General features: G+C 64.6%; 20 protein-coding genes and 1 pseudogene. 17 read left to right on the top strand and 4 right to left on the bottom strand.

The genetic code is table 11. From position 1 onward, the window contains the following. Positions 1 to 9: 9 nt before the first annotated feature. Positions 10 to 834, top strand: a complete 825-nt coding sequence (locus tag ACAM57_RS34215) for a DMT family transporter (protein ID WP_369662632.1) — start codon at positions 10 to 12, stop codon at positions 832 to 834. A 79-nt stretch (positions 835 to 913) separates the two neighbouring features. On the opposite strand, the gene ACAM57_RS34210 is transcribed toward ACAM57_RS34215, so the two are convergent. Beyond that, entirely contained in the window at positions 914 to 1486 is a 573-nt protein-coding gene (locus tag ACAM57_RS34210; RefSeq protein WP_369662914.1) for a helix-turn-helix domain-containing protein, read from the bottom strand. 477 nt (positions 1487 to 1963) lie between these two features. Here ACAM57_RS34210 and ACAM57_RS34205 point away from each other — a divergent pair, with 477 nt between their 5' ends. Further along, positions 1964 to 2548 carry an acyl-homoserine-lactone synthase gene (locus ACAM57_RS34205; protein ID WP_369662631.1) on the top strand — a complete coding sequence of 195 codons (585 nt, stop codon included), beginning with the start codon at positions 1964 to 1966 and terminating at the stop codon, positions 2546 to 2548. Positions 2549 to 2599: 51 nt separating this feature from the next. Here ACAM57_RS34205 and ACAM57_RS34200 read toward each other — a convergent pair whose 3' ends face one another. Continuing rightward, positions 2600 to 3352: an autoinducer binding domain-containing protein gene (locus ACAM57_RS34200; protein WP_369662630.1), complete on the bottom strand. Its 753-nt coding sequence runs from the start codon at positions 3350 to 3352 to the stop codon at positions 2600 to 2602. A gap of 261 nt (positions 3353 to 3613) precedes the next feature. Here ACAM57_RS34200 and ACAM57_RS34195 point away from each other — a divergent pair, with 261 nt between their 5' ends. Further along, positions 3614 to 4549 carry a GlxA family transcriptional regulator gene (locus ACAM57_RS34195; protein WP_369662629.1) on the top strand — a complete coding sequence of 312 codons (936 nt, stop codon included), beginning with the start codon at positions 3614 to 3616 and terminating at the stop codon, positions 4547 to 4549. A gap of 31 nt (positions 4550 to 4580) precedes the next feature. Here ACAM57_RS34195 and ACAM57_RS34190 read toward each other — a convergent pair whose 3' ends face one another. Further along, positions 4581 to 5495, bottom strand: coding sequence for a ParB/RepB/Spo0J family partition protein (locus ACAM57_RS34190; RefSeq protein ID WP_369662628.1), 915 nt, complete (start codon positions 5493 to 5495; stop codon positions 4581 to 4583). Next, complete coding sequence (locus ACAM57_RS34185; protein WP_369662627.1) at positions 5485 to 6291, bottom strand: ParA family protein; 807 nt, start codon at positions 6289 to 6291, stop codon at positions 5485 to 5487. Before ACAM57_RS34185 ends, ACAM57_RS34190 begins: the two co-directional genes overlap by 11 nt. 157 nt (positions 6292 to 6448) lie before the next feature. Between ACAM57_RS34185 and ACAM57_RS34180 the strand changes: the two genes are divergently transcribed. The 14 genes and pseudogenes from ACAM57_RS34180 to ACAM57_RS34115 all read left to right on the top strand — a co-directional run bounded on the left by ACAM57_RS34180 (position 6449) and on the right by ACAM57_RS34115 (position 20613). Next, positions 6449 to 6994: a hypothetical protein gene (locus ACAM57_RS34180; RefSeq protein WP_369662626.1), complete on the top strand. Its 546-nt coding sequence runs from the start codon at positions 6449 to 6451 to the stop codon at positions 6992 to 6994. After that, entirely contained in the window at positions 6991 to 7368 is a 378-nt protein-coding gene (locus ACAM57_RS34175; protein WP_369662625.1) for a TrbC/VirB2 family protein, read from the top strand. The genes ACAM57_RS34180 and ACAM57_RS34175 overlap by 4 nt, the downstream gene beginning before the upstream one ends. 11 nt (positions 7369 to 7379) lie before the next feature. Beyond that, a complete protein-coding gene (locus ACAM57_RS34170; protein ID WP_369662624.1) occupies positions 7380 to 7742 on the top strand; it encodes a type IV secretion system protein VirB3 in 363 nt (120 codons plus the stop codon). 23 nt (positions 7743 to 7765) lie between these two features. Continuing rightward, the gene (locus ACAM57_RS34165; RefSeq protein ID WP_369662623.1) at positions 7766 to 10273 is read left to right on the top strand and encodes a VirB4 family type IV secretion/conjugal transfer ATPase; all 2508 of its coding nucleotides are present in this window, start codon (positions 7766 to 7768) and stop codon (positions 10271 to 10273) included. Further along, positions 10266 to 11003 carry a P-type DNA transfer protein VirB5 gene (gene virB5 / locus ACAM57_RS34160; RefSeq protein ID WP_369662622.1) on the top strand — a complete coding sequence of 246 codons (738 nt, stop codon included), beginning with the start codon at positions 10266 to 10268 and terminating at the stop codon, positions 11001 to 11003. The genes ACAM57_RS34165 and virB5 overlap by 8 nt, the downstream gene beginning before the upstream one ends. A 271-nt stretch (positions 11004 to 11274) precedes the next feature. Further along, a complete protein-coding gene (locus tag ACAM57_RS34155; RefSeq protein WP_369662621.1) occupies positions 11275 to 12327 on the top strand; it encodes a type IV secretion system protein in 1053 nt (350 codons plus the stop codon). 153 nt (positions 12328 to 12480) lie between these two features. Further along, entirely contained in the window at positions 12481 to 13203 is a 723-nt protein-coding gene (locus ACAM57_RS34150) for a virB8 family protein (RefSeq protein WP_369662620.1), read from the top strand. Then, positions 13200 to 14030 carry a TrbG/VirB9 family P-type conjugative transfer protein gene (locus ACAM57_RS34145; RefSeq protein WP_369662619.1) on the top strand — a complete coding sequence of 277 codons (831 nt, stop codon included), beginning with the start codon at positions 13200 to 13202 and terminating at the stop codon, positions 14028 to 14030. Before ACAM57_RS34150 ends, ACAM57_RS34145 begins: the two co-directional genes overlap by 4 nt. Continuing rightward, on the top strand, positions 14027 to 15352 hold the full coding sequence (gene virB10, locus ACAM57_RS34140) for a type IV secretion system protein VirB10 (RefSeq protein ID WP_369662618.1): 1326 nt from the start codon (positions 14027 to 14029) through the stop codon (positions 15350 to 15352). Before ACAM57_RS34145 ends, virB10 begins: the two co-directional genes overlap by 4 nt. Further along, complete coding sequence (gene virB11, locus ACAM57_RS34135; protein WP_369662617.1) at positions 15321 to 16469, top strand: P-type DNA transfer ATPase VirB11; 1149 nt, start codon at positions 15321 to 15323, stop codon at positions 16467 to 16469. The genes virB10 and virB11 overlap by 32 nt, the downstream gene beginning before the upstream one ends. After that, a complete protein-coding gene (locus ACAM57_RS34130) occupies positions 16435 to 18339 on the top strand; it encodes a type IV secretory system conjugative DNA transfer family protein (RefSeq protein ID WP_369662616.1) in 1905 nt (634 codons plus the stop codon). The genes virB11 and ACAM57_RS34130 overlap by 35 nt, the downstream gene beginning before the upstream one ends. 46 nt (positions 18340 to 18385) lie before the next feature. Further along, complete coding sequence (locus tag ACAM57_RS34125; RefSeq protein ID WP_369662615.1) at positions 18386 to 19498, top strand: LPD7 domain-containing protein; 1113 nt, start codon at positions 18386 to 18388, stop codon at positions 19496 to 19498. 196 nt (positions 19499 to 19694) lie between these two features. Continuing rightward, positions 19695 to 19871 (top strand): annotated as a pseudogene (locus ACAM57_RS34120) (phospholipase D-like domain-containing protein); the annotation flags it as partial. A gap of 142 nt (positions 19872 to 20013) precedes the next feature. Then, positions 20014 to 20613: a TraX family protein gene (locus ACAM57_RS34115; protein WP_369662614.1), complete on the top strand. Its 600-nt coding sequence runs from the start codon at positions 20014 to 20016 to the stop codon at positions 20611 to 20613. Positions 20614 to 20845 lie beyond the last annotated feature (232 nt).

The raw sequence follows: 20845 nt of genomic DNA, 5'->3' as shown, positions 1-20845 counted from the left end.
ATCGCCCTCATGCTGGTGGCAATGGGCTGCTATGTGCTCAACGACGTTTTCGTCAAACTGTCTGCGCAGCAGCTGCCTCCTGGCCAGGTCCTCGCCGTGCGTGGCTTCTTCGCCAGCCTCTTCGCCGTGGCCCTTGCGTGGGGAGCGCGCACCCGTTGGCGGACAGCGTTGTGCCCGCTCGTCGGGGCGCGCTGCGGGCTCGAGATCACGACCGCGCTCACCTCCGTGCTTGCCCTGTCGCTGGCGCCTCTTGCCACGGTCAGCACGCTCATGATGACTGCGCCGCTCATGATTGCGGTCACTGCCATGGCTTTGCATTGGGAGCCCTGGAAGAGCAGCCGGCTTGTCGCAGCCGCCGTTGGCTTCGTGGGGGTCTTGCTGGTGATCCAGCCGTCCGCGCGGGCCGATGTCGCAGGAAGCGGCCACGCGTGCGCCGTGCTGTGTGCCGCCTCGCTGGCCGCGCGCGACCTGGTGACGCGTCGAATCCCGGGTGCGATCCCCTCGGTGGTCATCACGGCCGCGGCCACGCTCGCCGTGTGCCTGGCCGGTGTGTTCCTGGGCCTCACCGAGCACTGGAAGGCGCTTGCACGGCATGAGATCACCGCCCTGGCTGCCGCCGCCAGCTGCGCAACGCTCGGCAGCTATGCACTGGTCGCCGCCTGCCGCGATGTCGATCTGTCCGTTGTGACGCCCTTTCGCTACAGTTTCATCGTCTGGGCCTTGCTGCTGGGCTACGTGATCTGGGCAGACGTGCCGGCCCCCTCTGCAGCACTCGGGCTCATCCTGATCATCGCGGCAGGGGCCTTCACCATCCGGTCGACGCGTCGATCATGAGCACATGATCAACCAGGGCGCCGCTTGGAGGCCACCACGCGCGGGCGATCGACGCCAGTGGCCGGCCAGTCCGCTGCGCTCAATCGCGCAACGAGAAGACAGCGCACAGGCAGACGACCGGCCCCTCGGCGATGACATCAACCCCGTGCGGTGCCCCAGCCTCGAAAAGCAGCGAATCTCCAGGTCCGACCCCCACCACCTTCGTGCCATAGCGATAGCTCAACCGCCCCGAGAGCACGTAGAGGAACTTGAGCCCTGGGTGCTGCGACGCTGTATCGGACCGTGCGCCTTGCGCCAGGTGCATCAGACAGGGCTCGATGGCTAGCTCTCGGGACTGCAGCCGCCCGAGCAGCTCATAGTCATAGCCTTCCATCGCGTCGGCGCAGTCCACGCGCAAGCCCTTGCCGGCCGGAACGTGGCTGAAGTCGGCCCTGCCGGAACCCTCGGAAAAAAAGCGGGAGACAGCCACCCCCAGTCCGCTGGCGATGCGCTCCAGTGTCTCCACCGAGGGGGAGACCAGGCCACGTTCGACGCGCGACAGCATGGAGGCCGAGAGGCCGGTGTGCTGCGCGAGTTGCCCGCCCGACACACCGGACGCGATGCGAAGCGCCTTGATCTGCGCTCCGATGCGCGAAGCGCAGAGACTTCGCACCGGCGTCGCTGGCGCGCGCGGCGCCGTGACCGATGCGGGGAGCCTGAGCCGTCGGACCGAAGGAAACGGGGATGCGATCTGCTTGTGCGCCACGTGCTCAGCCCCTTGCCGTGCCGCGCAGCGCCGCCACCGCCGTGCGCGCGGCGGTATCTGCCGCGCGACCAGGGCGTCGCCGATGACTGACGCGACAGAAGCGGAAAGGAGGCACGGCCAGGCTCGATAGAAAGGAAAAGGAAAGAGTCTTCCCGGGACCGCTCCCTAGATCAACCATTGCGCACGGCGTCATTCCGCCAACAGCTCTTGAGATGGCCAACCAGCTGCTGCCTGCGATCCGTCCGATTGGCTTGCATCGTATGCAAGAAGCTCGGACACCTCGAAGGGGCGAAATACCCGTCGCCGCCCCTGTCAACTCTGTCAGTGTCCTCGCGCTTTTCATCAAGCTGTAATCCGGCCTCGTTCGTCGAGAGGAGACAGGCCATGGAGTTCATCGCAGGAACCGTCGATTCATTCTCCGCAGGGCTTTTGTTCGACATGGCGCGCTATCGACACCAGGTCTTCGTCGAGAAGCTGGGCTGGCAGCTGCACACGCGTGCGCGGTTCGAGCTGGACGAGTTCGATCGGAAGGACACCATCTACCTGATCGCGCGCAATCCGAAGGGCGAGATCGTCGGGACCAGCCGGCTGCTGCCAACGCATCGGCCCTACCTGCTGGCCTCCGTGTTTCCCCAGTTGCTTGGCGACATCCCGGCCCCCTGCTCGCCGCAGATCTGGGAGCTGTCGCGATTCGCCGTGGTCGACGGCACACATTTCGGAGGCAACGAGGTTCCCGGCGAGCCTTCGCTTGCGCTGGACATGCTGGGCGTGGCGATGCAGGTGGTTGCCGGCGAGGGCGGACAGCGACTGGTCAGCGTCTCGCCCATGGGCATCGAGCGCATCCTTCGCCGGGCTGGCCTGTACGTGCACCGGATGGCGCCGCCGATGCTGGTGGAGGGCCAGTACCTGTTCGCCTGCTTCATCGACGTGGACGGCGCGTGGCGCCCGCACCGCATTTCCTCGAGCTAGGCAGCATCCATACCAGAGGCGCCATCCCACGTCCCGATCAATGACCTTCGCTCAGTTCAAGAGCCCGAGGCGCGCGGAGAGCGCCACGGCCGAGTTCTTGTTGTTGGCGTGCAGCCTGGCGATGGCGTTGCGCAGGTGATAGTTGACCGTCGACTTCGACATGCCCAGGATGACGGCGATCTCCGCGCTCGTCTTGCCGTCGGCCGTCCAGCGCAACACCTCCAGCTGCCGCCTTGTGAGCGGCTCGATTCCAGCGAGGGGACTGCCACCCAGATGATCCATGAGCGCATGGTGAGCGGTGTTCACCAGCCATTGGAGCCACGGGTCCTTGGCGCGCATCTCGGCGGCCGTGAGCGGCTCGCTCGAACGCGCCAGCGACAGCATGCCGATGCGCGCGTCGGGTTCAAAGACGGACTGTGCCCAACCGATGCAAAGACCGAAAGAGCGGGCCTCGTCCCACATCTGCGGCGTTCTGCGGAAAACCTGATCGCTCCAGATCACGGGTGCCGCGCTGCGCACCCCATGGGCGATCGTGGGATCGATCTGCAGATAGCCCGCTTCCAGATACCGATGGTTCCAGCGCGCGTCGTAGGTGCTGAGCATCCGGGTCTTGGGTCGGGTGAATGGCAGGAAGGTGCGCAAACCGTAGGCACATTGCTCGAAGCCCAGGTGTCTCGCCGCCGCGCTGACCTGCTCGAGCACCTGGGACGGCTCGCTTGCTTCAATCAAATGACCAAGAACCTCTTGTGTCCAGTCGTTCATCAGATGCTCTTCCCACCTCGCCGTCACCTCCAGCTCGGCCATTGGCACATGGGTACTCTCCCACGGGCCATGAGGATGACGGGCAGACAGTCTAGAAGCGCCGCACGCTCCTGAAGCGGCAAATGACCACCATTTCTGCCAATCTGGCGGACTCTGACTTCACCAAGCGATGAGGTTCAGCGTGGGTTCAGGAAGATGGTTCGAACTGCGACTCTGTTCCCAACATGAAAACAATGGTCTCACGCAATGCACAAGGTATGGCTCCTGCTGCTGCCTGGATTTCCTCTCGTCGACGTCAGTAGCATGCTGGCGGTCTTCGAAGCGGCCAATGCCGCGCACGAACGTGAAGACCGCGAAAGCGCTTACGAGGTGCATCTGGCCTCCGTCTCGGGAGGTCCCGTCCTCAGCTCCAGTGGCGTGCCGCTGTCCACGAATGCTTTGCCGCCCCAGCTCGTGGGTCGCGCGAACACGCTCGTCGTGACCCGCAGGCCGGGGCTTTTTCCGGCTACCAGCGAGGCAGCGAATGCGTTGCGCCTGAATGCCTGGCTCATGAGCAGCCGAGGGCACCTGGTGCGCTGTGTCGTCCTGGAAACCGGATCCCCATCGCCACCCGGGCCGGATGTTGGCGTTGCGCCACGGCAAAGGGCCCCTGTGGTGCGGGCTTCATTGCAGGTGCGCGAAAGGGCGGCTTCTTTCACCGAGCGCATCGCCACACACGGGTGGCCGAGCATCGAGCCGGGTCAGGGGCTGGACCTGGCCCTGTCATGGATCGAAGAAGACTGGGGAGAAGCCTTCGCGAACACGCTCGCTTCGAACCTGCCCTATCCGCGCAGCCAACGCTACGGCGCGAAGCGCTATCGCAGTCCGTTGATCGAGCAACCCTCGGACGACGCCCGGCTCACCGCACTGCATCAGTGGATCGCGATGCATCTGCGCGAGGACCTCAGCATTCAGCGGCTGGCCAAGCAGATCCACATGTCCACGCGCTCATTCGCGCGCTTTTATGTGCGCGCGACTGGGCTCACGCCGGGATGCGGCGTCCAGCAGATCCGTCTCGATTTCGCCTGCCGACTGATCGAAACGAGCACACGCCCTCTGAAGGCCATCGCCGCGCAATGCGGCTATGGGTCCCAGGAAGTGATGCGCAGGGCCTTTGTGCGCGGCCTGAAAATGACGCCCCGTGAATACCGGCGCCTTCACGCCGTTTCGACAACAACGAGCGCCCTACAGTCCTCGTAGCCGGCAGCAGCGAGACAGGACGGCCACGTCGCTATTCCTCCGTCGCCCAGCACACCGGCCGCAGATCCGCCAGGGGAAGCAGGCTGTGCTGGCGATCACCGAAGCGAACCTCGCCAACGTTGCCATCTTGGGCCTTGAGGCGCAGGGCTCCACGTCGCCCATCGTGCTCTACCACCAAGACCGTGTGGCCACCGCTGACCACCTTGGTTGCCGCGCGCATGTCCACCGACGCTGTCGTCGACCCAGGGGAACTTCTTGGCGCTGGAGGCGGAAGCCCAGCAGCCATCGCTTCAAGGACGGCCCGACTGATCGGCTCACCTTCCGCCAGAAGTGCTTGAACCGCCTCCGGCCGGTCGCGCGCGACCCCGACCAACCGATACAGCAACCGCACATCCCCACCGATACGTCCTTCCTGCACCGCTCGGCGCAGGTCCTGCGGTGCCTCGCAGAGCTTTGCAACCTCGGTGATGAAAGAGCGCGGCTTGCCCAGCCGGCGTGCGATCTCTGCGCGCGAATGCCCTTCCCTCTCCCGCTCCATGATGAAAGTGGACAGATCGAACGGCGACATGTCCTCGCGATGCAGGTTCTCGGATGCCTGGGCGAACGGATCGACGCGCTCGTCTAAGAAAGCGGGAATGACGCTCAGGCCGGCACGGCGTGCGGCACGCACCCTGCGCTCCCCTCGATTGACGATGTACCAGCTCGCCTGCCCCGGATGCGATCGAAGAGATACCGGCTCCAGCACGCCGTGCAGTCGAATCGACTCGGCAAGCTCTGCAAGCCCCTCATCCCGCACGGCACGACGCGGTTGGGCAGGATCAAACTCGATGCTGTCAAGCATCACCTGCAGCGGCGCGCCCGCCGCGGTGTGGACGGCAGCCGCCTGCGCCAGCAGGTCGGTCGCCCTGAACTGGCACAGCGCACTCAGATCCAGGCTACCGCCCACATTCACCTCCCGTCCCCGCCCGCACGACTTCGCCATCCCCCTCGACGCGCTGCTGCAGCAACTCGAACGCCTGCATCACCTCGGTGCTCGCCGCGCGGGCCGCGCTCTTCGGCAACTGCCACACCGGGAGCCCCTCGGCCAGCGATTCCGGAATCGCCGACCGGATCGAGATACGAGCAGGAATGACGAACTCGCGGAAGTTCAAGGCCAGCTCCTGCATCGCAGATTTCTGCCGCAGCGAATGCGGGTTGAACCGGTTCAGTACGATGCCAGCCAGCCGCAGCCGCGGGTTGTAGCGCTGCCTGACGCCGAAGATCGTTTTGAGCATGTCAGTGACACCGTCGATGCTGTACTCCTCCAGCTCGATCGGACAGACTGCGGCTGTCGCAGCGATCAGTGCCGCGCTCATGCGCAAGCCGAGCGCCGGCGGTGTGTCGATCACGACCGTGTCGAAGTCCCGCGCCAAGCAGATCACTTGCCTGCGGAATGCGGGAATCACCACCTCCGGCTTCGCGAGTTCGACATCGGCCAGTTGCTTGCCGCCTGCCACCGTCGCGATCGCGATGGCTTGCCCGCTGGGCATCTCGACCGAGGTCTCTTCCTCCCCGAACAAAGCGATCACCCCGGTGCCGGTTGCGAACCGGCGCAGTGACTTCGAGCTGTTGGCCTGCGTGTCGAGATCGATCAGGCACACGGATTGACGACGGACCTCGGCCAGCCAGTATGTGTACAGAACGGCCAGCGTCGACTTGCCGACACCGCCCTTCTGATTGCCGAAGACGACCACATGGCCCATGGCTTGTTCCTCGCGACTCGTGCCCGCGCTGGGGTCGATCGCGCGAATCTAGCGTCCAGAATGGTCGCACCGCCACTGATAAAAGAGACAGTCGACACGCGCACAGTCACGGGTAGACAGTGCGGCCATGCGCGCAAGGAATGCTCACTGCATCGGCATGACACTGGAAGGCGGACGAGCCGCCTGCCTCTTGCTGAGCGCCTTCGCGGGACTGGCTGCCTTCGCAAGCGACCTGTCCGCGCAGTCCCGACCCGCCTCGGCGCAAGCGATCGCTGCGGCCGGACAGGGAACTCGCGACCAGGAACGCATCGACATTCTTCGCCAGGAGCTGAAGAAATCAGAGGAGCAGCTTGAAAGCCTCGCCCGCCGCAGGGCAGAGCGCCTGGCCTTGTCCGACATGCAGGCCGTCCGCGAGGCCGACGAACAGCATGCCCGTCTGCTCGGTGACATCGCAGCCCTCAAGCGAGAGACAGCCTCGGCACTCCGCGATGCCGGGCGTGCGTTGCCGACGAAACCCATTGTCGCCCCAGGCAGGCATCGCGCGATCGCGGGCTGGACCGAAGCACCACGCCCCTGGTGGGATGTCTACGGCAATGGCCAAGGCAGCAAGCGCCCTGTGATGCCCGCTGAGGCCGCCGCGCCGGAGCAGGACGCCCGAATCGTTCCTGTTATTTCCCTGCCATCCGCCGGAGCAACGCCATGACCGCCTACCTGATCCACAGGGCGAAACCCCTCACCTGGTCCGGGAGCACCGCCGCGCCGGAATGCCCAAGCCCCGTGCATGAAAAGGATCGCCGTCCCGGCCGCGCCGCGCTGCTCGTGGTTGCGGTGCTCGCAGCGAGTCTCCCTGCGATCGCCTTCGGAGGCAGCCCCTTCGCCACCGGCGCGAACGCCACGCAGCAGCAACTGGTGGCGATCCTGACGCCGCTGGCAGCGGTCGCCGTGATGGTTTCCGGGGCGATGGCCTGGTTCGGACGCCTGAGCTGGTGGTGGATGGTCGCGGTGGTGATCGGCACCGTGCTGGTTTTCGGGGGGCCGCAGATCGTGTCCTGGATCCGGGGCCTGTTCGGGGTCTGAGGAGATCGACCATGAGTCGCAGCCAAGGCATCGTCGCCGATCCGCTGTTCGTGGGGATGACCCGGCCCCCGATGGTCTGCGGTGTGACCTACACGGCCATGATGTTCAACATCGTCGTCACGACCGAATCCTTCATCGTGACAACGAATCTTGCCTGGCTCCTGGCCTTCGTGCCGATCCACGGGATGCTCTACCTGGTGTGCCTGTACGAGCCCAGGTTCTTCGATCTGCTGCACCTGTGGGGGCGCACGCGCCTGCCGTCGATGCTGGTTGGCAACCTGCGGTTCTGGCGTGCCAGCTCCTACAGCCCGCTGGGAGTGGATCTTCCGGACCACCGCGGCCGCCGGCGCTCAAGCTGTGCCGACGTCGTCTAGGCGCCCAGTCCAGGGTGTACGCCATGCCACTGCTCTCCCGATCCGAGAAGACCCTGCGCCGCGAGGTCCGAGCGGCAGCCATGATTCCGCTCGTGACCCATGTGGACGAGCATGTGGCCCGGACAAGTGCAGGCGACTATGTCCAGACCTTTCGGCTGGCCGGCGCTTCCTTCGAGAGCGCGGACGACGAGGACATCAACAACTGGCACGAACGGCTCAACGTCCTGCTGCGCAACATCGCTTCACCCAACCTGGCGCTGTGGACCCACGTGATCCGGCGCCGCGAGATGACCTACCGGCAGAGCCGAACGGTGCCCGGTTTCGCCCGCGAGGTGGAACAGCGCTACCGTCAGAAGATGGCCCGCGAGCGGCTCATGGTCAACGAGCTGTACCTGTCGCTGGTCTTCCGGCCGCAACCCACGCACATCGGCAACGCTGCGCTGCGCGTTCTCAGGCGCACGGATCCGGCAGGCGCACGAATGGAATTAGACGATGCCCTCGATGCCTGCGGCAAGCTGCGCCAGGAACTGCTTGCAGCCCTGGAGCGCTATGACCCCGAGGTACTGGGCATCTACCGGTTGCCGGAGAAGGACGCGCTTTTTTCCTCACTGCTGGAGTTCCACGGCCTGTTGGTCAACGGGGAGTGGCACCGCATGCCCTTGCCTCGCGCCGCACTGAATGAAGTCCTGGCCACCACCCGCCCCTTCTTCGGCAACGAGGCCATGGAGTACCGCATGGACACGCGCACCCGCATCGGCGCTTTCCTGGGAATCAAGGAATATCCGACGCCCACCGCGCCCGGGATGTTGAGCGCCCTGCTGACAGCCCCTTTCCCGTTCGTCCTGACCCAGAGTTTCACCTTCCTCGCCAAGGGCACCGCCACCGACATGATGAGCCGGCAGCACCATCGCATGGCGGCCGCGGGGGATTTGGCGGTCTCGCAGGCCGAAGAACTCGAGGATGCACTCGACGACCTGATGAGCAACCGGTTCGTGGTGGGCGACCACCATTTCAGCCTCCATGTGCTGTCCGACAGCGACGACACCCTCGGTGAATCAGCACAGACCCACAGGCTGAAGCAGCTCAACGACAGCGTGGCGCGGGCCCGTTACCTGCTCGGCGACACCGGCATGGTGGTAGCCAGGGAGGACCTGGCGCTGGAGGCGGCCTTCTGGGCCCAATTGCCGGGAAATTTCACCTACCGCAGCCGCAAGGCTCCCATCACCAGCCGCAACTTCGCGGCCATGTCGCCCTTCCACAATTTCCCCACCGGCCGCGCGACAGGCAACTACTGGGGCGACGCGCTGACCGTGTTCATGACCAGGGCCGGCTCTCCCTACTATTTCTCGCTGCACACCAGCGATCCGCGCAGTCCGGAAGGCGGCAGCCGGCGGGACGTCGGGCACATCACGGCCCTGGGGCCGGTCGGCTCCGGCCGAACCACCCTGCTGGGCTTTTGCATGGTCGCCATCTGCAACCGCCTCGATGCCACCCAGATCATCTTCGACAAGGACGAGGGACTGCATATCCTCGTACGGGCGCTCGGCGGCCAGTATCTGCCGCTGAAGAACGGCACGCCCACCGGCTGCAATCCGCTTCAGCTGGACGACACCGTCCCCGACAACCTCGAGTTCATGCGGCACTGGCTCAGGCGCCTTGTCATGCGCTCACCGCATGATCCCCTGACGGTGCGCCAGGAGGACGACCTCGAGCAGGCCCTGCGCGGGACTCTCGAGCTTGCCAGGCCCTTCAGACGGCTGTCCCGGCTCGCGGCCTTCCTCGACATCACGGACCCGGAAGGCGTGCACGCGCGCCTTCGCAAGTGGTGTGCCTCGGAGCGCGGGGACTACGCCTGGGTCTTCGACAACGACCGCGACGAGGTGGCGTCCCTGCTGGCTCGTCACGCCCTGATCGGCTTCGACGTGACCGATTTCCTCGACAACGAGACAGTCCGGGCACCACTGACCATGTACCTCTTCCATCTGGTCCATCACATGGTGGACGGTCGTCCCCTGGTGTGCTGGATGGACGAGTTCGCCAAGCTCCTCGGCGACCCGGCCTTCGCGCAGTTCGCCAAGAACGGGCTGGAGACCTGGCGCAAGAAGAACGCGAACATCGCCACCTTCACCCAGAGCACCAGCCACGTTCTCGGGTCCAGCATCGCCCGGACCATTGTCGAGCAGACGCCGACCAAGATCCTGTTTCCCAACCCGGATGCCGACTACGACGAATACACCCGTGGTTTCAACCTGACGGACCGCGAGTTCGCGCTCATCAAGCAGGAGCTCGAGCCCGGCTCACGCCAGTTCCTGATCAAGCAGAACCATGCGAGCGTGGTCGCGCAGCTCGATCTGCGAGGCTTCGACGAAGCCTTGCACGTCATCTCCGGGCGCACCGGCAACGTCCGTCTCATGCGCGAGCTCATCGAAAGGCACGGCCCCCATCCCGATCAATGGCTGCCTCCTTTCCGCGCGGCCCTGGCCGGCAACCCTGCAAGTTCAACCCCGCCCCGGGAGGTCTCCCATGCGTAGGCGTCTTCTCCTTGCTCTTCTTTTTGCCGCAACAGCATTCATGGCATCTCCGGGGGCGAAAGCCGGCATCCCGGTGATCGACGTCACGGCCGTTGCCAACCTGATGCAGCAAATCATGTACTGGCAGCAGCAGATCTCCTCCATGCAGAAGCAGTACGACCAATTGAAGGCCTCGAGGGATCAATTGGCCCAGACCCATGGCGCCATGACGGGCACACGAGGCATGGAACAGCTGCTACCGATCCCGGAGCTCGCACGCAACTACCTGCCGCCCAGCTACGGCGAGTTGATGAGCACACTCAACGGCTCGACGACCGGCTATGCCGGACTGGCGAACCATGTGCAGTCGATCATGAGAGCGAACAGCGTCCTCTCCGGAACGCAGATGAACGCGCTCAGCCCCGAACTGCGCCAAATCGTCGAGCAAGGTCGACAGTCCGCAGCCCTGCTCAACGGGATGACCCAAAGCGCATATCAAAACACCAGCCAGCGCTTCTCGACATTGCAGCAACTGATCAACCGCATCGCCACCGCGCAGGACCCCAAGGCCATCCAGGATCTTCAGGCGCGGATCCAGGCCGAACAGAGCATGCTCACCAATGAGCAGACGAAGCTGCAGAGCCTCTATCAGGTCGCTCAATCGGAAGAGCTCATGCGCAAACAGCGCATCCGGGAGCAGTCCGCCTCGGACATCGGCTCCACGAGGTCTCTTTTCACCGTCACCTACTAGTGCTGCAGGGCCGATCCATGCGGAAACCAAACTCACTCCTCGTCGCGATCATCGTGGCTACAACGGCAGGAATCGGGGCGCATCAATTCGGTCAACATCGGTCTGCGGAGACGGCACCGCCAGCACACGCAGGGCCAGCCATTTCCCGAGCGCCATCATCGAAACCGTTTGATGGCGACCTGATCAGACGAAAGCCAGAAGGAATCAGCAACACGCGCGAGCTGAAGCCGGTCCTCGTACCGGAGGCTGTTGCTCAGTAGCGAGATTGATCATGGGCTTCTTTGCTCAATTCTTCTCGTGGCTCGACGGCCAGCTTGCTAACTACGTTGGTTTGCACTCGACGCGGGTCGCATCCGCCATCGAGCCTGCGGCAGTGACGCTTGCGACCATCTACGTGATGATCTGGGGCTGCCTCAGCCTCGCCGGGCGAATCCAGGAGCCCATCTGGGAGGGCGTCAAACGCATCCTCACCATCGCAATCGTTCTGGGCGTAGGCCTTCGCTTGTGGACCTACAACCAGGTCATCACGGATACGTTCTATCGCGCGCCTGAGCAGCTGGCGACATCTGCCATCGGGGCGTCAACCGTCGTGAATGTGATTGATCAGGTTTGGCTTGACGGAACGTCAGTTGCCGAGCAGCTTCTCAATAAAGGGAGTGTGTTTGATCGCGACTTCGCGTTCTACATCGCAGGCTTCCTGGTCTATCTGCTGGTCGGCCTGACTGTGGTCGTCACGGCATTCATGCTCGGTCTCTCGAAGGTGGCCATTGCGATCCTGCTCGCCCTGGGTCCGATCTTCATTGTCCTGCTCTTCTTTGACGCCACCCGGCGATTCTTCGAATCCTGGACCGCACAGCTGGCGAACTACGCGCTCGTCGGCGTGCTCACGATACTTGCAGCTGCGCTGCTTCTCAACATTGTGAAAGCCTACGCGGCCAGCGCAGCGGCAGCAGGTGCCGGAATCACCATCGCAGCCAGTGCGCGAGTCTGCATCGCCTCAGCGTTGGTCTTCCTGGTGATGCGGCAAGTCATGCCGATCGCGGCCGGGCTTGCGAGCGGTGTCGCGCTGAGTACCTACGGGGTCATCAGCGGCGCGCTTCAATGGGGGCTCGGCACCACGAAGCGAACCAGCAACGAATTCGGCCGCGGCGTACTCGACGGCCTGCGGCGGGAACCGGGCGGACGATGGGATTCACTGCGCCGCCTGGCGGGGAATCGCGCCGGCGCTGGCATCGCTTCCATCGGTCAGATTGGAGCATCGCGCCGCGGCGGAACTGTTGTTCCCAGGGAGCGAGTCATGCCGGGCTCACTTCGCAGTCGCTAGCCGTGGAGCACGCAATGAAGCCCTCCATCGCATTTGTCCTGTTGACTGTACTCCTGACGGCATGTGGCACCCGCCCACCCCAGCCGGCGCAATGCGAAGGCCCGCTCGCGCCGATCAACGCGCCCGTCGGTGCGCTTCGCTCGGGAGCCGCCAATGCCCCATGACGCCGCGCCGCGGACCTACCTGCTCGAGGCCCAGAGCTGGGAACTGGATCGCGCGCGTCGAGCAGAACGCTCTATCAGAGTCGCCTGGATCGTTGCCGCCGTGGCGGCTGTCATCGCAGTCCTCGCGGTCGTTGCCGTCGGAGGCCTGACGCCCCTGAAGCAACCGGTCCCCGTTCTGATCCGAGTCGACAGCAGCAGTGGGATCGTCGACATCGTTCCGACCTACGAAGGAACAGCCGACATCGAGCCGTTGGTGACCCGAAACCTCCTGCAGAACTATGTGCTCGCACGCGAGCGGTACTTCTATGGCACCGTGGAGGCGGACTACGAACTGGTCGCCTCCCAGAACTCGCCGCGACTGAACCAGGAATGGGCGAACCTGTGGGCCACCGACAACCCGGCCTCGCCACTGAACATATACAAGGATGGGACCTCCATTCGCACGCAGGTTCGCTCGACCACCTTCCTGAAGCTGGACAGCCGCAAGGACCGGCTGGCCCAGGTACGCTTCACCCGCTTCATGCGGCCGGGCGGGACGGGGGAAGAGCAGTCCAGTCACTGGGTTTCCACGATTGAGTTCGCCTATGTACGCCCGTCGAAGGACAACAAGACGCGCTCGCTCAATCCCTTGGGCTTCCGTGTCGTGGAGTACCGACGCGAGCCCGAGGTCACCGCAACGGACGTGGCATCCGGCAGGCAGGATGGACGATGACGCCCCAAGGCGCACAGCGCGCGATCGGCTTTGCGGTGAGCCTGGTGTTCGCCGCGCCTTTTGTCACGGCTGCCACCGTACCTCCGGCCGGGAAGGTCGACGCACGGGTGCGGGTGGTCGCCTACAACGCCAACGATGTCGTCACGCTGCAGGGCTACGTCGGCTACCAGATCCATCTGCAGTTCGCTGAGGGCGAGGAGTTCGTGAACCTGGGCTCGGGCGACAACGGCGCCTTCGACGTCGGCACCGAGCGCAATCACTTCTTCATCAAGCCCAAAGAGTCGCACGCCTCCACCAACTTCACCGTGCTGACCAACCGTCGGGTTTACCACTTCGACTACGCCGTCTCCACGACAGCGCCCGCCGGCGCGGCCACCAGGCGGATGATCTATTCGGTGCGCTTCGTCTATCCGGAGGACGACGCACGCGCGGCGGCAGCGGATCGGGAACGCCGCCGCGCCGAGACCCGCTTGGAACGGGAGGCGGCTGACCGGCCACGCAACACGGACTACTGGTTTTGCGGCAGCGATTCGCTCAGGCCTGTGAGCGTCTATGACGACGGCGTGCACACCCGGCTGCGTTTCCAGGCGCGCTCGGAATTCCCGGCGCTCTTCGTTCAGAACGACGACGGATCCGAATCGCTGCTGAACTTCCATGTCGAAGAAGACGAGGTCGTCGTCCACCGCGTCGCGCGTCGCCTGGTGGCGCGCCGGGGCATGCTGGTCGGCTGCATCGTCAATCGATCCTTCGCCGGCGGTGGCGCACGCGCGCCGAATCACACCACCGCCCCCAGCGTACAGCGTGTCATCACGGGAGACGGTCCATGACCGATCCAGAACGCTTCCCCCACAACGCCCGGATCGAGCCTTCGAAGGAATCCGCAGTGCCCGATGTCGACCCGGACACCGGGGAGATCCTGTCATCACGACGTGCCCCGAGTTCACAGCGCGAGCCTTCTTCTTCAACCCAAGGAAATGCGGCGATCCCGGGCGAGCGCACCATCCCCTCGGTCAATCGCGAGCGCTCCATCCAGTCCCGGGTCAGTGGATCCCTGGCGCTGGCCACGATCATCCTTCTGGGTGCCGGATTCCTTTTCTGGTACTACAGCACGCAGTACGCCAGAACAAAGGATGCCGAAGAGACCGCAAAAAAAGCGAGCGCGGCCCGCGCTGACGGAGAGATGAAAGTGCCGCCGCTGGGCCGCTTGGCCCTTCCCGGGGCGCCGCCGGGCCCGGCGCCGGTGACCGTCGACCCGCCCGCACCACCCTCGGCAACACCTCCCAACGCGGGACCACCACCAAAGACGCCCGAGCAGATCGCTCTGGAGCGCCAATTGGGCCTCCCTGTGCTGCGACGCGCCCAGTCGCTATCGCAAGCAGCAGCCCTGACATCTCAGGCATCGGCAGAGCCGGCGATGGCGTCCAGTGGCGTTCCGGGGATGGCGCAGTTGATCGGGGCGTTGCAGGCGCCCCAGGCCGTCTCGGCAGCGCCCGGGAGCGGTGGCCTCGCCACCAGCCTTCGCTCCACCTCCACCCCGTCGGTTGCAGCCCAGATGCATCCCACGCGGCGAATGCTGCTGCCCAAGGGGGCTTTCATCGATTGCACCCTGGAAACAGCCATCGACTCGACCCACGAAGGCATGACCACCTGCATCGGCAGCAGCGACATCTACGGTGCAGACGGGAAGGTCGTCCTGCTGGAGCGCGGCACGAAGTACGTCGGCGAGCAGCGTGGCGTTCCGCGCCAGGGACAGGGCCGCGTCTTTGTCGTGTGGAACGAAGCCCGCACGCCTGCTGGCGTGGTGGTTCAGTTGGCCTCACCTGGCACGGATGAGCTGGGACGCAACGGCCTCCCGGGATTCGTCGACACCCATTTCTGGGATCGTTTCGGTGCTGCGATCCTGATCTCGGTGATCGACGGCACGATGCAGGCGATCACCGCCCACCAGCAGCGCGGTCCCCGTCTCGGCAGCGGCGTGGTGCTGGCGCCTCAGGGCAACCGGGACGTCATCACGGAGGTGCTGCGCAACACCAACGCGATCCCGCCCACGGTCATCAAGAACCAGGGCGAGCGGATCCAGATTCTGGTCGCCCGCGACGTGGACTTCAGGAGCGTCTATGCGCTTCGAGCGGCCCCCACCACACCTTGACCGGGAGTGCGGCGACGCCGCACAAAACGGGCACGCGACGCGTGATTCCGCGCCGACCGCGGCATCCGCGGAGACGCCCTCCTCCCTCGCCCTCTTCCTGGGCCCGCTCGACCGTCTCCTTGGCGATCCCGAAGTCACCGAGATCTGCATCAACGAGCCCGGTGTGGCCTTCGTGGAACGGCAATCGGGCTGGACCCGCGAGGCACTGCCGTTCGCCAGCTTCGACTGGTGCATGGCCATCGCCAAACTTGTGGCCAACTTCACCAGGCAGCGTGTCTCGGCGAACGAGCCCCTGTTGTCTGCAACCCTGCCAGGTGGCGAGCGAATCCAGGTCGTGCTGCCGCCCGCAACGCTGGAGCGGACAGTTTCGATCACTGTGCGCCGTCCGTCCAACGCCCTCTGGACGCTCGAAGACCTGGAGGGCATGCATATCTTCGCGCCGACACGCTGCATTCCCGCGACGCTGGAGAGGCAATCGGACGCCACAGCCCGATCTGTCGAAGACAGGGAGCTGGCGGCCCTTCTCGCGCGCATGCAGTTCGCATCGTTCCTGCGCCGCGCCGTCCAGCTGCGCAAGAACATCCTCCTGTCCGGTGCAACCGGGTCCGGCAAGACGACCGTCAGCAAGGCACTGATTCTCGAGGTGCCTGCCGAGGACCGCCTCATCACCATCGAGGATGTCAAGGAGCTTTCGCTGCGCAACCAGCCGAACCATGTGAGGCTCTTCTATTCGCAGGGCGCCCAGGGGCAGGCCGAAGTCACGCCCGGCCAGTTGCTGGCCAGCGCAAAGCGACAGCGACCCGACCGGGTGTTCGTGTCCGAGTTGCGTACGGGCGAGGAGGTCTACGACTACCTGGTGTCGGTGAACACCGGCCACCCGGGCTCCATCACCAGCGTGCACGCGGACAGCGCCGAACTGGCCTTCGTGGCGCTGGCGCAGCTCATGAAGCGCAGCCAGGCGGGCCATGGCATGAGCACCCGCGAGGGCGTAGAGCTGGCGCAGATGAGCGTGGACATCGTCGTGCAATGCGCGAGAGACCGGCAGGACGGCCGGCAGCGGCGCATCGTGCGGGAGATCTGGTATGACCCTGGCACCAAGCTCCGAGCGTTGGCCTAGCCCGTTCAGGATTGCGGTCGCGCTGCTGGTTGCGGCGGCGGTCGGCCTGTATGTCTCGGCCCATGTCTTTCTGATGGCTTTGGGACTGCCGACACAGGAAGCCTCGTTGCTCACGATTCACCGCTACTGGAGGGCCCACGGCGAGCGGCCTGATGTGCGGCGTACGCTGATCATGGCGCTGGCTGGCTCTCAGGCACTGGCGCTGGGCCTGGTGGGCGTGGCGATGTGCCCCAAGCGCCGGCCCTTGCACGGGAATGCGCGCTTCGCCACCCGGCGCGAGATCGGACAGGCGGGCCTTCTCAAGGAGAACGGCATCATTCTCGGGCGCCTGGGGCATCGCTACCTGGTCCTGCCCGGCCAGCAGGGCGTCGAACTCGAGGCGCCACCGCGCAGCGGCAAAGGCGTCGGCGTCGTCATTCCCAACCTGCTGAACTGGCCCGGCTCCGCCATCGTGAGCGACATCAAAGGCGAGAATTTCATGCGCACGGCGGGTTTTCGAGCCGCGCACGGCCAGCAGGTGCATCTGTTCGACCCCCTGTCGGAACGCGAGTGCTCGGCGCGCTGGAATCCACTCGGCTATGTGTCCGAATCGCCCTACCGCTGCATCGATGACTTGCAGCGCATCGGGACGATGCTTTTTCCCGACCCGTTGGCCGGCGACCCGTTCTGGACCTCGTCGGCCCGCTCCTTGTTCCTGGGCATCGCCCTCTATCTCTTCGAGACCGAGGGCGCGACTCGGACCCTGGGCGAGGTGCTGCGCCAAGGGATGGCCAGCGATGCCGAGGGCTTCCAGAAGCACTGGAAGCGCGTGATCGAGGCATGCGAGCGTGCCGGCTACCCCTTGTCGCAGGAGGCGGTGCGAAGCCTCTACGACGTCATCGACCTGGCACCAACCACAGCATCCAGCATCCGCAAGACCTTCACCAGCCGTCTGGACCTGTGGCTCAACCCGATGATCGATGCCGCGACCTCGGCCAACGACTTCGATCTGCGGGATCTGCGCAAGCGAGCGATTTCGATCTACGTGCAGATCAATCCCGACAACATGGCCCGGCTGCAGCCTCTGCTCAATCTCTTCTTTCAGCAGGCCATCGGCTTGCAGACACGGGAACTCCCCGAGGCCAACCCAGAGCTTCGTCTGCAGCTCTTGCTGATGCTCGATGAGTTCCCCGCCCTCGGTCGCATTCCCGTCATCGCCGAATCCACGGCTTTCCTGCCCGGCTACAACGTGCGCACCGTCGTCATCGTGCAGTCCGGCTCGCAGCTGATCGAGAAATACGGCAGCGAGGGCGCGAAGTCGATCCGCAAGATGCTGGCCGCGCGCATCGTGTTCCCGCCCAAGGAATACGAGGATGCGGAAGCGATCTCGCGCGAACTGGGAACATGTACCGTTCGCCAGAAGACAGTGAGCAAGCCGATGTGGGGCGGCACGCACGGTCCAGGCAGGGCGTCGACGGTCAGCATCAGCGAACAGGCACGTCGTCTGCTCCTGCCCCAGGAGGTCAAGGAGTTGGGACCGGATCGGATGATCCTGTTCTACGAAGGCCTGCGCCCGGTGCTCGCGCGCCGCATCTTCTATTTCCGCGACAGGTTCTTTGCCGCGCGCGAGCTGCCGCCGCCATCGGTCCCGAAGCTGGACGTGGGCCAACACGGCCAGCTCGCCACACCCGCCTGCGCGGCCACGGCCGATGCCGAACAGGGAACAACCGACAGGCGTGTCCAACCCTTTACCAGCCACACAACAGGTGGCGACCTGAATCTGGACGACTTCTCCTTCGACTTCGGAGATGTGGTGATCCCCGCCGAGCAGCTCAGCGACGGGGAACTCCGGCGCCACGCCGACGAGTTCATGGCGCGAATCCTGGACTGACGGACAACCCACGCTCGCATGGCTGCACCCGCCTGGAAAAACTTCTATGCCCAGAGATCCCTCCCCCGAAAAGTCCCGGACGGACATCGAGGACACCGTCTCACAAGGCTTCGCCGGTGAAGCCCAGGGTGACAAGCCTGCTGCGAGCCACGGCCGCCCCAGAGTGCCCGATGCCGTCGAGCGTCTCTACCTGCATATCGGCGATCGCTACTTCTTCCCCGACCGCACCCTGGCCTTCATCGACGACGGCGATCGCATCCGCGTGTGGACCGAGAACCGCGCCGTGCTGCAGGGGGTCGTGGCGATTGCCCAAGCGCGCGGCTGGCAGGAGCTCTGGATCAGGGGCACGGAGTCCTTCCGGCAAGGCATGTGGCGCGAAGCCACCCTGCGCGGCATCGAGGTCCAGGGCTACACGCCAACCGCTGCCGAAGTACTCCAGGTCCAACGTGCTCTGAAGAGCTCACAGCCCCCGCAGGAGACCGAACGAAAGCCAACGCCGCAGGCCGCTACAACGCACGAAAATGGCGCCTCTTCAAGGCAACAGATCCAGGGCATCCTGCTGGCAGCCGCGCCGGCGCCGTACCGGTTCGATCCGAGCGAGCGGATGTCCTTCTACGTGCAGCTTCGTACGGAAGACGGCGACCGCACCATCTGGGGATCCGACCTCGAACGCGCCCTTGCTGAATCGGTTTCGCAACCGCACATGGGCGACCAGGTTGTGCTCACGCAGCAAGGCACCCATCCGGTCGACGTTCGCGTGGCGACCCGCAACACGGAAGGCGAAACGATCGGCGAGCAGAAGATCGTCGTGCAACGTACCCGGTGGCGTATTGAAACGCCGGATCACATCCAGGCGATGGAACGGTTCATCCACCAAGTGCGCACCGGAGAGCTTCAGCCCGACGCGGCGGCGCCCGAACAACCGGAACTACGCACGGCGGCCCAATGCCTCAGGCTGGCCGAGCAATACGCCGACCGCCTGACCACAGATCAGGCTGGACAGCAGCGACTGATGCAGCTGATCCGCGAGCGGATGGCAGATGCATTGGCACAGGGTCGCTTCATTCACCTTCCGGAGCGACGTCCTCGTCATGCGGCGCAACATGTCCGCCTGCATCCGACGCGCGATCGCGAGGAGCCGGACCATGAGCGTGTCTAGGCTCCGCGCGAGCGTGCCACTGAAATTCGCGGCCATCGTCGCAAGCTTCACCTGTGTCGCGCCCTCAACGGGGCTTGCGCAACTCGCAACACCTACCCCGTCCCTCACACAGACCGTGCCCTACACGGCAGCCTTCACTTCCGGCTCGGCCTTGCCACTCGTTCTGGACACCATACGAAACGCCCGCTCGACACTCCTGGTTGCGGATGGAACCCTCGTGCAGACCGGCAGTTTCAACTACACATCCTCGGCCGCACTACGCAACGCCGAAAATGTGCTGGTCGTGCGCAACGCACCGGCACTCGCCGCACAGTACGGCGCCGAATGGCAAAAGCTGTGGGACGAAGGCATCGACCTGCGCCCTGGGTACTGACACGTGCCAGCGTCCCCAGCCTGCTCTCTCCATGGCACGAAACCCAGCAGCGCGCGCCCGAACGAACCTTCCGGCGGCAATATCCCCTTGGTCGATCTCGGCCGGCTCTCTCGAAGCACTCAAGTGGATAGGCCTCGCGCTCATGACAGGCGACCACATCAACAAGTACCTGCTGCATGGAGCGATCCCGGCGCTCTATGCACTCGGACGCATGGCGATGCCGCTCTTCGGCTTCGTGCTCATGGCCCATCTGGCGCACGCCACCTCTCTGGCGATCGGCGTGCATGTGCGTACCATGAAACGACTGGCGGTCTTTGCGTTGCTGGCCACACCGCCCTTCGTTCAACTGGTGGGCTGGTGGCCCTTGAATATCCTGGCCACACTCCTGCTGGCAGTGCTGATCGTCTGGCTGCTCGAACGTGGCGGACGGCTCTGCCGATGCACCGCAGCGATCGTCTTTCTCTTCGGCGGCTCGATGGTCGAGTTCTGGTGGCCAGCACTGCTTTACTGTCTAGGCGCCTGGGCCTTCGCGCGCAGCCCGGGACGTCTTCGGCTTGTGCTGTGGATTCTGGCGACAGCCTCGCTCGTCATCATTAATGGCAACTTCGCGGCCTTGGCCGCGTTACCTCTGATCTGGGGGGCGGGTCAGATCGACATTTCGATCCCACGCAGCCGATGGATCTTCTATGTTCTTTATCCATTGCACCTCCTGCTGATCGCGATCGTGCAACGATGGATGTGAAATTTCCTGGGGACGGGGCTGGGGCTGGTTCAAAAAGACCTCCGCACGCGCGCCAACACTCACTTTTCCCAAGCTGTCCTGATTCCTTGGTACACCGTTGTGTATACCCAGACCAGTAGCGGCGATTCGATTCCGGTTTGGAACCTGATCGCCGTCCGAAATTGACCCACTTTGCCCGATTGAATGCGGCGGCAGCGTTGCATTTGTACGTCTTTTATTGACAAGTAACTAA

The organism is Variovorax sp. V15 (assembly GCF_041154425.1).
GTDB lineage: Bacteria > Pseudomonadota > Gammaproteobacteria > Burkholderiales > Burkholderiaceae_C > Variovorax > Variovorax guangxiensis.
This window is presented reverse-complemented; position numbering and strand designations above follow the sequence as displayed.